This is a genomic window from Flavobacterium franklandianum (assembly GCF_007097365.1).
GTDB classification, from domain to species: Bacteria; Bacteroidota; Bacteroidia; order Flavobacteriales; family Flavobacteriaceae; genus Flavobacterium; species Flavobacterium franklandianum.
In genome coordinates, this window is sequence record NZ_VJZR01000008.1 from 50,976 (window position 1) to 63,669 (window position 12,694).

The 12,694-nt window shown below is 35.6% G+C and carries 9 protein-coding genes; 4 read left to right on the forward strand and 5 right to left on the reverse strand.

Going from position 1 to position 12,694, the window contains the following annotated elements; translation table 11 throughout:
- The first annotated feature begins 156 nt into the window (after positions 1-156).
- The 3 genes from FNW17_RS10220 to FNW17_RS10230 are packed head-to-tail and all read left to right on the forward strand — an operon-like array spanning position 157 to position 2,997.
- The gene (locus tag FNW17_RS10220; RefSeq protein ID WP_143390590.1) at positions 157-1,020 is read left to right on the forward strand and encodes a hydroxymethylglutaryl-CoA lyase; all 864 of its coding nucleotides are present in this window, start codon (positions 157-159) and stop codon (positions 1,018-1,020) included.
- Positions 1,021-1,072: 52 nt separating this feature from the next.
- On the forward strand, positions 1,073-1,609 hold the full coding sequence (locus tag FNW17_RS10225; RefSeq protein WP_143390589.1) for a hypothetical protein: 537 nt from the start codon (positions 1,073-1,075) through the stop codon (positions 1,607-1,609).
- On the forward strand, positions 1,606-2,997 hold the full coding sequence (locus tag FNW17_RS10230) for a DUF5723 family protein (protein ID WP_144071579.1): 1,392 nt from the start codon (positions 1,606-1,608) through the stop codon (positions 2,995-2,997). Before FNW17_RS10225 ends, FNW17_RS10230 begins: the two co-directional genes overlap by 4 nt.
- Positions 2,998-3,004: 7 nt before the next feature.
- Here the strand turns inward: FNW17_RS10230 and FNW17_RS10235 are convergent, their stop codons facing one another.
- Positions 3,005-5,533: a cation-translocating P-type ATPase gene (locus FNW17_RS10235; protein WP_144071580.1), complete on the reverse strand. Its 2,529-nt coding sequence runs from the start codon at positions 5,531-5,533 to the stop codon at positions 3,005-3,007.
- Positions 5,534-5,691: 158 nt separating this feature from the next.
- Between FNW17_RS10235 and guaB the strand changes: the two genes are divergently transcribed.
- A complete protein-coding gene (gene guaB, locus FNW17_RS10240) occupies positions 5,692-7,164 on the forward strand; it encodes an IMP dehydrogenase (RefSeq protein ID WP_143390586.1) in 1,473 nt (490 codons plus the stop codon).
- 118 nt (positions 7,165-7,282) lie between these two features.
- Here guaB and FNW17_RS10245 read toward each other — a convergent pair whose 3' ends face one another.
- The 4 genes from FNW17_RS10245 to FNW17_RS10260 all read right to left on the reverse strand — a co-directional run bounded on the left by FNW17_RS10245 (position 7,283) and on the right by FNW17_RS10260 (position 12,650).
- Positions 7,283-9,523 (reverse strand): cation:proton antiporter domain-containing protein, encoded by a 2,241-nt coding sequence (locus tag FNW17_RS10245; RefSeq protein ID WP_143390585.1) that lies wholly within the window; start codon positions 9,521-9,523, stop codon positions 7,283-7,285.
- Positions 9,524-9,695: 172 nt separating this feature from the next.
- Positions 9,696-10,466, reverse strand: a complete 771-nt coding sequence (locus tag FNW17_RS10250) for a polysaccharide deacetylase family protein (protein ID WP_144071581.1) — start codon at positions 10,464-10,466, stop codon at positions 9,696-9,698.
- Positions 10,467-10,496: 30 nt separating this feature from the next.
- Entirely contained in the window at positions 10,497-11,843 is a 1,347-nt protein-coding gene (gene purB / locus FNW17_RS10255; protein WP_143390583.1) for an adenylosuccinate lyase, read from the reverse strand.
- A 114-nt stretch (positions 11,844-11,957) separates the two neighbouring features.
- Positions 11,958-12,650 carry an SIR2 family NAD-dependent protein deacylase gene (locus FNW17_RS10260; protein WP_144071582.1) on the reverse strand — a complete coding sequence of 231 codons (693 nt, stop codon included), beginning with the start codon at positions 12,648-12,650 and terminating at the stop codon, positions 11,958-11,960.
- Positions 12,651-12,694: the final 44 nt, after the last annotated feature.

The following is a 12,694-nucleotide window of genomic DNA, read 5'->3' on the forward strand; positions in this document are numbered from 1 at the left end:
ACTAAAAAGCGTAATATTCAATTTTTTGTAAATGAAAGAAAAATGAATAAGCTAAAATATCGTTCATTAAAACACTTTAAATTTTTAAACATTTTTAAACATTTTTAAACATTTTTAAACTTTTAAACTTTTAAACTTTCTTATCTTTGAATTTCTATGGAAGCAATAAAAATTATCGAATGTCCACGAGATGCGATGCAAGGAATAAAAGCATTTATTCCAACTGATAGGAAAGTGGCATACATTCAATCTTTGTTGCGTGTGGGTTTTGATACTATCGATTTTGGTAGTTTTGTTTCGCCCAAAGCTATTCCGCAAATGCAAGATACTGCCGAAGTTTTGGCACAATTAGATTTATCACAAACACAAAGTAAATTATTGGCTATAATTGCCAATACGCAAGGCGCAATCGCTGCTTCGCAACACCAACCCATTCACTATTTAGGTTTTCCCTTTTCAATTTCGGAGAATTTTCAAATGCGGAATACGCATAAAACTATAGCCGAATCCTTGGTCACTTTGCAAGAAATTTTGGAAATTGCCGATATACAGAATAAAGAGGTTGTAGTTTACCTTTCGATGGGGTTTGGAAATCCATATGGTGATCCTTGGAATGTGGAAATAGTAGGTGAATGGACAGAGAATCTTTCGAATATGGGAGTTAAAATCTTGTCACTTTCAGACACAGTTGGCAGTTCAACGCCAGATATAATTCAATATTTATTTTCGAATTTGATTCCAAAATTCCAAAATATAGAATTTGGTGCTCATTTGCATACCACGCCCGACAAATGGTTTGAGAAAATCGATGCGGCTTACAATGCAGGTTGTCGCCGTTTTGATGGTGCAATTCAAGGTTTTGGAGGTTGTCCGATGGCGAAAGATATGCTTACAGGTAATATGCCTACCGAGAAATTGCTGTCTTATTTTAATTCCAAAAAAGAAAAAACTAATTTGAGAGCTATGAGTTTTGAAAGCGCTTATAACGAAGCTTCAAAGTTGTTTGGTGCTTTTCATTAAATACTAAAAATGAAATAGTTTCGTTAAAATATAACCCCAATAGATTGATTGTATGAATAAATTTTTCAGAATATATGTCCTAACCCTTTTATTTTTATCGTGTTCCAGCGATTTAGATTTCGACCAAGCCAATGACCTAAAGTTGGAACCTATTTTTGTAGCAAATCTGGCTGCTTTTGATATTCAGGCCAATCAATTTGTAATTGGTGGAGTCGAGCAACCTTTGGTTGGTGATGTTGTGAATTTCAAAGTTTTTAACGATGTTGATTTTACGAATAATCTTAGCCGAACCGATTTGTATTTTGAATTTAACAACACCATAAACAGAGGGTTTTCTATAAATTTGCATTTGCTTGATGCGAATAATGTTAAACTTCATACGATTCCATTTACTGTGCCTGCTTACACACCTGGACAGTCTCCTGTGACCAAAACCGAAATATTTGAAAATGCTAAACTCGACATACTGAAAAAAACTGAAAAAATAGCTTTTGTTATTGCGATAATGCCAGGAATTCCATTGACTAGTAATAGTTTGGGAAGTCTAAAAATGCGTTCCAGTGCCACCATTTATTTTGCGGTACAATGAGAAAGTTCCGCTTAATTTTGATTTTTTTGGTATCCATCAGTTGTTTTTCACAGAACAAGCAAATCTTATACAACTTCAATTCGGTGCCACAATCTATGTTGACCAATCCGGGATCTGATGTAAATTACAATTGGTTTGTTGGCTTTCCTTTGTTGTCTGGAATTTCTACAAATGTTGGCTCTAGTGGCTTTTCGGTTTATGATTTATTTGCCAATAATGGAGTAGATTTTAATGTCAAATTACGGAATGTTGTCTTCTCAACTTCCAGAAACGACAAAGTCTCATTGAATGAACAATTAGAAATTTTTAGCGGTGGATTTAAATTAGGTGATTGGCAAAGCAACTCTTATATTTCCTTCGGGATGTACCAAGAATTAGATGTTTTGACTTATATGCCTAAAGATTATGCGATATTAGCTTTGGATGGAAATGAAGATTATCTGGGTAAAGTTTTTGATATGAGCGATTTGAATGCCAGAGGCGAATTACTTTCGGTTTTTCATCTTGGGTATCATAAGAAAGTAAGCGAAAAATTAATTCTTGGCGCTCGCGGAAAGATTTATTCCAGTATTTTTAATGTGTCTTCGACTAAAAATTCGGGCTATTTTTATACTATTCAAGGGACAAATACTATTTATGACCAAGTGATTTCAGCTAATGCATTGGTCAACACGTCTGGATTCACAAATTACATCGATAATTACTCAGGCAATGCCAAAAGTGATATTATGAAAAAGACTTTATTCGGAGGAAATCTGGGTTTGGGATTGGATTTAGGACTGACTTATTATCCAAAAGAAAAGCTTCAATTCACAGCAAGTTTAATAGATATTGGCTTTATAAGTCATACCAAAGAAATCGAAAGTTATCGATTAAAAGGATATTATAACTATGTTGGATTAACCCCAGATTTTGTACTTGGTAACTCGAATGATATCTTAGATGAATTTAGCGAAGCCATTCCTTTAGACAGTTTGCATACAAAATATACCACTTGGCGGCCTTTGAAATTCAATTCTTCGATTCAATATTCTTTTGGCGATGGAAGAGGCTCGGATTGTAATTGTACGGGTAATAATGAAAATAAATATCCAAATTCTGTAGGTGCACAATTGTTTGCAATGTCAACACCAAGAACTCCTCTTATGGCGCTAACAGCTTTTTATAGAAGACAAATTTTCGATTCTTTAGAAATGAAAGCCACTTATACGGTAGATTCTTTTTCTGCTAAAAACATTGGATTAGGATTGTCAACCACCCTTGGAAAAGTCAATTTTTATCTCCTTGCCGACAACCTTTTGGAATATAGAGACATTAGCAAAGCCAATAGTTTGTCCTTTCAATTGGGTTTAAATATTATTTTTCCAAATAAAAACACGCCTAATTAAATCGTGTTTATTTTTGTATTCTTTGCTTGAATACTTTATAAATTTCGATCCAAAATACCGAAACAAATCCCACTAAAATACTCATTCCGATTTGTAAAGCCGTTACTGTATCAAACATAAAGAAATGAGAAAAAATAGGTATAAAGAGGAGTAAACTGGTTATGAATATCGTGATTCCAATGATGATCAAAACCAAGTTGTTCTTGTATCTAATGGTGGTAAATATCGAATAATAGAACGAACGATTGGCCAATGTCAAGAAAATATTCGAAGCAATTAAAGTTAGAAATACGACCGTTCTAGTTACACTTTCTGTACAGTTTTCTCTAACACAATATTGGTATATAAATAAAAGTCCAAGCGTGATAACAAGTCCTTGAACAATACTAATGGTTATTTCTTTTAGATTAAAAAATGTATTCGTAAGTGGACGTGGTTTTTGCAGCATCAAATTAGATTCCATAGGTTCATTTTCATAAATTATGGAGCAAGTAGGACCCATAATTATTTCCAGAAAAATAATGTGTACAGGAGAGAAAATATTGGGATAAATCCATCCTAAGACCAATGGTATAAACACAATCAGCACGATAGGAATGTGGATGGAAATGATGTATTGTATGGCTTTTTTGAGATTGATGTAGATTTTTCTTCCCATGGCGATGGCGTCAGTCATTTTGGCTAAATCATCATCAATCAGGATGAGGTTGGCAGCTTGTTTGGCAATTTCGGTTCCTTTTTGCCCCATAGCAATTCCGATGTGTGCCGATTTTAAAGCAGGACCATCGTTTACACCGTCGCCCGTCATCGCCACAATTTGGTTATTGGCTTTCAAAGCCTCAATAATTTTGATTTTGGCCTCGGGAAACATTCGGGTAAAAATGGTTGTTTCCATCACTTTTTTCTTCAAGCTAGCGTCATCCATTTTTATCAATTCATCACCATTTAGTGAGTTTTCAGGAGTGTTAAAGCCAATTTGTCTAGCAATTGTTGAAGTGGTTGTAGCATTATCACCCGTAACTATTTTTACTTGAATTCCAGCATTATAAAAAGTATCGAATACTTTTTTTATGTTTTCTTTTGGAGGATCATAAAAGGCAACTATTCCTAAAAATTTAAAAGCAAATTCCTGCTGTGTTTTTGGAAATGTTTTTCCAGCAAATTCAGAAACACCAACGCCCAAAACTCGAAATCCTTCTTTTGACATTGATTCAATTGCGTTATTTATTTTTTGGATCTCTCCTTTCGAAAGTATAGAACACGCTATTATGGCCTCTGGAGCGCCTTTGGCAGCAATAATTCTAGTTCCTTTTTGGTTTTCAAAAATGTGAGTCATCATTGGTGGTTTTCCGTCCAATGGATATTCGTGAATTAATTTAAAATTAGGTCGTTCATCAGTAATTTTTAATTTCGAATACGCTTCGTGAAGTGCAATTTCCATGCCGTCAAACGGAATGGGTTCGCTTGCCCACATCGAAAGACTTAATAATTCCTGTTCCTTTTTATTTAATTTTTTACTGATTTTATTTTTGCCATCGTCTGTGTTATCGCCACTGATTTTATCATCTGAAAAGGTGTACCATTTTGCCAAACTCATTTTGTTTAAGGTAATAGTCCCTGTTTTATCCGTACAAATTACAGTAGCACTTCCCAGGGTTTCGACGGTTTTGGTTTGCTTTACAATAATGCCCATTTTCATCAATCGCCAAGCGCCCAAAGCCATAAATGTGGTAAAAGCCACTGGAATTTCCTCGGGAATTATACTCATTGCCAAGGTCAGTGCTTTGAGTAAACTGTCTAATAAAAGTCTGGAATTGTAATAATTCACTGCCCAGACAATTATAAAAATAATCAAACCAATGAGGGATAATTTTTTTACAAAATTCCCAATCTGCAATTGTAAAGGTGTTTTTTCTTCGGCAATAGATTCGATGCTTTTTCCAATTTTTCCCAGTTGCGTTTGGTTGCCAATGGCCGTAACTTCAGAAATTGCCAAACCACTTGCGGCTATCGTTCCCTGAAAAACGCGATTGTTTTCGGATTTTTCATTTTTAAAAACAGAAAGCGATTCTCCGGTTAAAATAGATTCATTTACCGAAAAATCATTGGATTGAATAATCACACCATCAGCAGGAATGAAAGTCCCTTCTTCGGATTGTATATAATCGCCCAGAACAATTTCTTCACTTGGAATTTCGATGATTTCACCGTTTCGGATGACTTTACTTTTGGGTTGCGATAATTTTTTTAGTTCCTCAATAGCATTTCTGCTTTTAGATTCTTGATACAATGAAATGGTAGCAACTAAAATAATTGCTGCCAACATAAAGATACCATTGCCGTATTCTCCTGTAATGAAATAAATGCTGGTTGCCATTAAAAGTAGCAAAAACATAGGTTCTTTAGTCATCTCAATTAAAGAACCTAGAAAATGGTTCTTATCTTGATGCTCTAAGGAATTGAGGCCGTTTTTTTTCCTTGATTGAATCACTTCTTCGTTAGAAAGTCCTTGTAATATCGGGGTTGATTTTTCCATTGGAAAATTTTAACAGTTTTTTTTTTAAACAATTATACAGAGTTTAGAAAATAGAAATTGTTTAAACTGCAATTTAATCATTTATAGCCCAAGTATGATGTTGTTTTGCTTAAGATTGTCTATATTTGCACGCAATTTAACTACAACTTCAAATTGCAATGATAACACACAACTCCAAAATTATCGGCGAAGGTCTAACTTACGATGACGTATTATTAGTTCCAAACTTTTCCAATGTACTTCCTCGTGAAGTGAGTATCAAATCAAAATTTTCTAGAAATATATCGCTCAATGTTCCCATTGTATCCGCTGCTATGGATACTGTTACCGAAAGTGCAATGGCAATTGCGATGGCACAAGAAGGTGGAATTGGCGTTTTGCATAAAAATATGACTATCGAGCAACAAGCTGCCAAGGTTCGAAAAGTAAAACGTGCCGAGTCAGGAATGATTATCGATCCAGTAACTTTACCCTTAAATTCTATCGTTGCCGATGCCAAAAAAGCAATGAAAGAATATGGCATTGGCGGTATTCCAATTGTGGACGAAAACAGAGTTCTTAAAGGAATTGTTACCAATCGTGATTTGCGTTTTGAGAACAATAATTCCAGACCTATTATCGAAGTAATGACTAGCGAAAACTTAGTTACTGTTGCCGAAGGAACTTCACTAGCTCAAGCCGAGGTTGTTCTCCAAGGATATAAAATTGAAAAACTTCCGGTTGTGAATGCCGAAAATAAATTAGTTGGATTAATTACTTTTAGAGATATTACTAAATTAACTCAAAAACCTAACGCTAATAAAGACGTATTTGGTCGTTTGTGCGTTGCGGCTGCCATTGGGGTTACAGCTGATGCACTCGAAAGAGCAACTGCTTTGATACAAGCAGGGGTCGATGCCATAATTATTGATACGGCTCACGGACATACTCAAGGCGTTGTGAATGTTTTGAAGGATATAAAAGCTAAATTTCCAAAAGTGGATGTTATCGTTGGAAATATAGCTACACCAGAAGCAGCCATATTTCTAGTTGAAAATGGTGCCGATGGAGTAAAAGTTGGTATTGGACCTGGTTCCATTTGTACTACTCGTATCATCGCAGGTGTTGGATTTCCTCAGTTTTCTGCTGTTCTAGAAGTGGCAGCAGCTTTGAAAGGAACAGGAGTTCCCGTTATTGCCGATGGTGGAATTCGATACACAGGAGATATTCCAAAAGCAATTGCTGCAGGAGCTGATTGTGTGATGTTAGGGTCGCTTCTTGCTGGAACGATGGAATCTCCAGGAGAAACCATTATTTTCGAGGGTAGAAAATTCAAATCGTATCGTGGAATGGGTTCTGTTGAAGCCATGGAAGGTGGATCGAAAGACCGTTATTTCCAAGATGTGGAAGATGATGTGAAGAAATTAGTTCCCGAAGGAATTGTGGGTCGTGTGCCTTACAAAGGCGAATTGGAAGAAAGTATGCAACAATTCATCGGCGGACTTCGTGCCGGAATGGGCTATTGTGGTGCCAAAGATGTTCCAACATTGCAAGAAACAGGTCGTTTTGTTCGCATTACTTCTAGCGGAATTACCGAAAGTCATCCTCATAATGTGACGATTACCAAAGAAGCTCCGAATTATTCGAGATAAAATAAGACGAAAGTCTAAAATAAAAAAGGTGTAAGATTCAGTTCTTGCACCTTTTTTTTAGAAATATGATTATGAGCTATTTTGTCTCCCTCTCTTTCGTAGAGAGTCAGTGGGAGAATTAATCGTGAACCAAATCAGCCAATAATTTTTTATCACCTACAATCCAAAGGATATCGTCTTTTTCTAAAATAACATCCGATTCTGGGTTTAAGGTTCGGTTTCCTCTTTTTTCGATTCCCACAATCAGTCCTTTAGTGTTTTCACGTAGCCTCGATTCCTTAATGCTTTTTCCTATGAAAGTGTGGTTTTTCAATTCGATCTGGTTTAAGACAATATCAGGTTCTTTGATTTCTGGTGAAACATCGGTCTCATGTTGGTCTAAATATTTTTTAAATTCTTGTACTTGTATATCGGTTCCAATCACACAGACTTCGTCTCCAGGAAAAATTCGTTCGTTTCTTTGAGGAATATGAATCGTGATTTCACCTCTTTTGATGGATACAATATTAATACCTAAGAGCTCTCTAAGTTGTAAGTTCTTTAAAGATTCGCCTGCAATATTCGATTCGGTTACAATATCAAAAACCGCCATATGTCCATCCCAAGGGGTTAAATCGCTTCGGCTTCTTTTGGCTTTTGCAATTTCTCTTCCGTTTAAATTGGCCAGAAAATGATTTTCAATTTTATGGTACCGAATGTGGAGTTTCTTTTGGAAAATTAAATAAATGATGATGGCAATTATTAATGCAATCAAGGCAATTACTGGCGAAAAGAATATATTTAATAATAATCCAATGAAGAAAATAGACAATAGAATACGTACAAAAAATAACATAGTCAGCGGACCACGTGATTTTCGGTCGTGCATTAATTGTTCTACTTCAGCAATAGCAACTCTTCTAAAAGCGAGTGCCCACAAAAATGGAGCTATTATACTCAATGTAATCAAAGCACCAAGCGCATTTCCTAATTGATAATCATTAACCAAAGGCAATATATATCTTGAGGAAAGCAGAATTATGGCCAGAATTATTGCCACAAGTGCAATTACTTGAATTAAAAAAGCATTGATGACGGTTTGCCATAAACTGACAGTTCTTATAGCTTGCGTGCTGGCAGAATACCGTTCGATACGTTTGGTCCATTTCCGAGGTAATTTATGCGCTAAATATTCAGAAAAAGGGAGTGAATATTTAATCATAAACGGAGTTGTGAAAACTGTTACAGCCGATACCGCCACGACAATTGGATACAAGAAAGAACTTGTGGCGTTCAAAGTGACACCTAAAGTGGCTATGATAAATGAAAATTCCCCAATTTGAGACAAACTCATTCCAGTTCTGATGGAATCTTTCAAAGGTTGCCCCGACAGCAAAGCACCAAAAGTAGAACTGATGGATTGTCCAAAAATGGTAATAAACGAAAGTATTATGACTGGAATAGCATGTTCATACAAAGCAGCTGGGTCGATTAGCATCCCTACCGATACGAAAAAAACAGCACCAAATAAATCTTTTACAGGTTTTACCAAATGCTCAATGTGTTCCGCTTGAGTGGTTTCGGCAATGATAGAACCCATAATAAAAGCACCCAAAGCTGGTGAAAATCCCACATTGGCAGCAAGCCCAACCATTGTCAAACACAAGGCTAAGGAAATGATCAGCAACATTTCGTCAGTCAATAAATGTTTGGTTTTTTTGAGTACTGTTGGAATGATAAAAATACCGCCCAAAAACCAAATCACCAGAAAAAATAAAAGTTTCAAAACCGACATTAACAAATCCATTCCAGAAAACTGATTGCTCACTGCAATGGTTGATAATAAAACCATCATCAAAATGGCTAATATGTCCTGAACGATTAGCGAGCCAATTACAATTCCTGCAAATTTTTGTGTTTTTACGCCTAATTCATCAAAGGTTTTTAGAATTATTGTGGTCGATGAAATCGAAAGAATAACGCCTAAAAAAATACTATCTATTTTTCCCCAATCCATCCATTGACCTACAGAATAACCCAAAAGGCACATCACGACAATTTGTGTGCCTGCTGTGATAGAAGCGGTTCCGCCCACTTTCATCAATTTTTTGAAACTAAATTCTAAACCAAGGCTAAACAATAAAAAGATGACTCCAATCTCTGCCCAAACTTCTACGCTTTTAATTTCTTTTACCGAAGGAAAAAAATCGAAGTGGTTTCCAGCCAAAAAACCCGCAATCAAATAGCCTAAAACTAGTGGCTGTTTTAATTTTCGAAATATCAAAACGGCAATTCCAGCAGTCATCAAAATCAGTCCTAAATCGCTGATTAAGGGCTCTAAGTTATGAGAGGCTTCGGCTACTTTTTCTGCTGTACTCATAGGTCTTGTTTGTGTTTTATTCTGTTTTTGGTAAGATACAAAATATCTTTATTTGAAAAGTTAAACATTGTTGAAAAGCCTAATTATTGTCAGTTTTAAATAAATAATTACTTTTGAAACAGGTTTATTTATTCTATTTCAGGAGAAATCGATAATGGTTTGAAGATGTTTTTTATTTAAAATTATCCAAATTTGAGACAGTGTAAAACTTCATTTTGTTGTTTTTGATGTATTTACAAACATATTCTAATGTTTTATTTTCAGTTTGATAATCTCCAGTCACATTTTTTACGGTTTTATGACTATTCAGAATCAAAATTTTATTGTGCTTTTTGGCAAAATCCAATAATTTCAAAAGATGGGGGATATTAAAGTCATTGTGGGTATCATCGATACTAAAGCTGAAAATCAAATTAGAATGGCTAAAATAACAGCCTTGTTTATCAGCAATTTCTTCACGAAATGCTCTACCTCTGATTATTTTAAATTTTTTCAAAAGAGCAGCATCCAGTTTTTTTGTTCTTCCGCCATAGGGATAGGCAAAAGAACTTACTTTTAGTCCATAAAAATCCATCAAATACAACATCGGATTGATTTCCCGGTTCATGTACTCATTGATGGTATGAACACGGGTATAATCTGCGGCGTTTAGGTGATTTAAACCGTGACCAGCTATCTCGTGTCCTTCCTTTTGTAATTCAAGAAGTTTCTGGATCTGGTGATGTTTTAAGGTGTTTATTCTGCAAACAAAGAAAGTCCCTTTCCAACCGTATTTTTTTAATTCCTGATTCGTAGCAAACCATTCGTTTACATAAGCATCATCAAAAGACAAAATCACACCAGCTTTGTAGGCTTTTTTTATGGGTTTAGGGTTTTCCTTTTCACAAGAAAATAAGAGAAACAGAGTACAAAATAATGTGATTTTTAGAATGCAATTCTTCATTATTACTTTGTACTTTAAGAATGGTTTTTATTAAATCCCCAAGAAATTACTTGGCGTGATTTGCATCAATTCGGCTTTAATTTCAGGTGAAACATCTAAAGTTGCGATGAAATTATGAATGGCTTTTTTGTCAATAGCTTCATTGGTTCTTGTCAATCCTTTCAATGCTTCATACGGATTTGGATAGGCTTCACGACGCAAGATTGTTTGAATCGCTTCGGCAACAACTGCCCAGTTTTTCTCTAAATCTTCGTGGAATTTTGGTTCGTTCAACAATAGTTTGTTCAAGCCTTTCAACGTAGCTTCAAAAGCGATTAATGTGTGTCCTATTGGTACGCCAATATTTCTCAAAACCGTACTATCGGTCAAGTCGCGTTGCAATCTTGATAGTGGTAATTTAGCTGAAAGATGTTCGAAAATAGCATTGGCCATTCCTAAATTTCCTTCCGAATTTTCAAAATCTATCGGGTTTACTTTGTGTGGCATTGCCGATGATCCAATTTCTCCCGCTTTGATTTTTTGTTTGAAATATTCCATCGAAACGTAAGTCCAAATGTCTCTGTCTAAATCAATAATGATGGTGTTGATTCTTTTCAACGCATCGAAAAAAGCAGCAAAATGATCGTAATGTTCGATTTGTGTAGTCGGGAAGGAGTGGTGTAATCCAAGAATTTCTTCCACGAAAGTACCACCAAATTTTCTCCAATCAATTTGTGGATAAGCCACGTGATGGGCATTGTAATTTCCGGTTGCGCCACCAAATTTTGCTGCAAAAGGAATGTTAAACAACAAACGCATTTGCTCTTCTAGACGTTCTACAAAAACACCAATTTCTTTACCCAAACGTGTTGGCGAAGCCGGTTGTCCGTGAGTTCTGGCTAGCATTGGAATGTCACGCCATTCGATACTCAAATCTTTTAATTTTGAGGTCAAAGTGATTAGTGATGGCATATATACTTTCTCGAAAGCGTCTTTTGTCGAAAGTGGAATCGCTGTATTATTGATGTCTTGCGATGTTAATCCAAAGTGGATAAACTCTTTGTATTGTGATAAGCCTAATTTTTCGAAAGCATCTTTGATGAAATATTCTACCGCTTTTACATCGTGGTTGGTTACTTTTTCGGTTTCTTTTATCCAAAGTGCGTCTTCGGTAGAGAAGTTTTTATAGATGTTGCGTAAACTTTCGAATAGATTTGGGTTTACGGCTGCAAGTTGAGGTAAAGGAATTTCGCAAAGCGCAATAAAGTATTCAATTTCAACCAATACACGGTATTTGATTAAAGCTTCTTCTGAGAAAAATTTTGAAAGTGAACTTGTTTTGCTTCTGTATCTCCCGTCGATTGGCGATACGGCGTTTAATTCGTTTAGTGTAGTCATTGTTGTTGGTTTTTTAGAAAGCGCAAAAATAAGGAATAGTGTTCAGTATTCAGTGTTTAGTGTTCAGTTTTTTAATTTAAATTGATTTTGAAATTGCTATTGCCATTGAAATCGTTATTTCATTTTTTTAAGATCTTTTTGAATAATTTTCATTCCTTTTGAGCCTGTTGTAGCAATGATTTTGATGTCATTTGGCAAGTCATAAATGGGTACTGGTTTTGGGTCAATGTAAAACACTGGAATGCTTGGTTTGGCAAAATTCATTAAGCCTGCCGCGGGATAAACTTGTAGTGAAGTCCCAATAATAATAAGAATATCGGCTTTTTCGACAATAGTTACAGCTTCTTCCAAAGCGGGAACTTCCTCGCCAAACCAAACGATATGTGGGCGCAATTGGTTTCCTTTATCATCAATATCGCCTGAATTTAAATCGGTTTCCCAGTCTAGAATATAGTTTTGGTTTGCTGTACTTCTTACTTTTAACAGTTCACCGTGAAGATGCAGCACATTCGAACTTCCTGCTTTCGTGTGTAAATTATCTACGTTTTGGGTAATGATTGAAACTTCGAAATCCTTTTCTAATTCTGCTAAGATTTGATGTCCAAGATTGGGTTGAACCTCGTGTAATTGTTTGCGTCTTTGATTGTAAAAGTCAAGCACCAATTCAGGATTTTTTTGCCAACCCTCGGGCGTTGCCACATCCATCACATTATGACCTTCCCAAAGTCCGTCGGCATCACGAAATGTTTTGATTCCACTTTCGGCACTGATTCCTGCTCCAGTTAAAACGACTAGTTTCTTTTTCATGTTTTTTTTTTACCGCAGATGCGCAGATTTTTGGAATTATTTTT

Coding starts and splice junctions, on each gene's coding strand:
- FNW17_RS10220 (WP_143390590.1), top strand. CDS start 157: ATGGAAGCAATAAAAATTATCGAATGTCCACGAGATGCGATGCAAGGA.
- FNW17_RS10225 (WP_143390589.1), top strand. CDS start 1,073: ATGAATAAATTTTTCAGAATATATGTCCTAACCCTTTTATTTTTATCG.
- FNW17_RS10230 (WP_144071579.1), top strand. CDS start 1,606: ATGAGAAAGTTCCGCTTAATTTTGATTTTTTTGGTATCCATCAGTTGT.
- FNW17_RS10235 (WP_144071580.1), bottom strand. CDS start 5,533: ATGGAAAAATCAACCCCGATATTACAAGGACTTTCTAACGAAGAAGTG.
- guaB (WP_143390586.1), top strand. CDS start 5,692: ATGATAACACACAACTCCAAAATTATCGGCGAAGGTCTAACTTACGAT.
- FNW17_RS10245 (WP_143390585.1), bottom strand. CDS start 9,523: ATGAGTACAGCAGAAAAAGTAGCCGAAGCCTCTCATAACTTAGAGCCC.
- FNW17_RS10250 (WP_144071581.1), bottom strand. CDS start 10,466: ATGAAGAATTGCATTCTAAAAATCACATTATTTTGTACTCTGTTTCTC.
- purB (WP_143390583.1), bottom strand. CDS start 11,843: ATGACTACACTAAACGAATTAAACGCCGTATCGCCAATCGACGGGAGA.
- FNW17_RS10260 (WP_144071582.1), bottom strand. CDS start 12,650: ATGAAAAAGAAACTAGTCGTTTTAACTGGAGCAGGAATCAGTGCCGAA.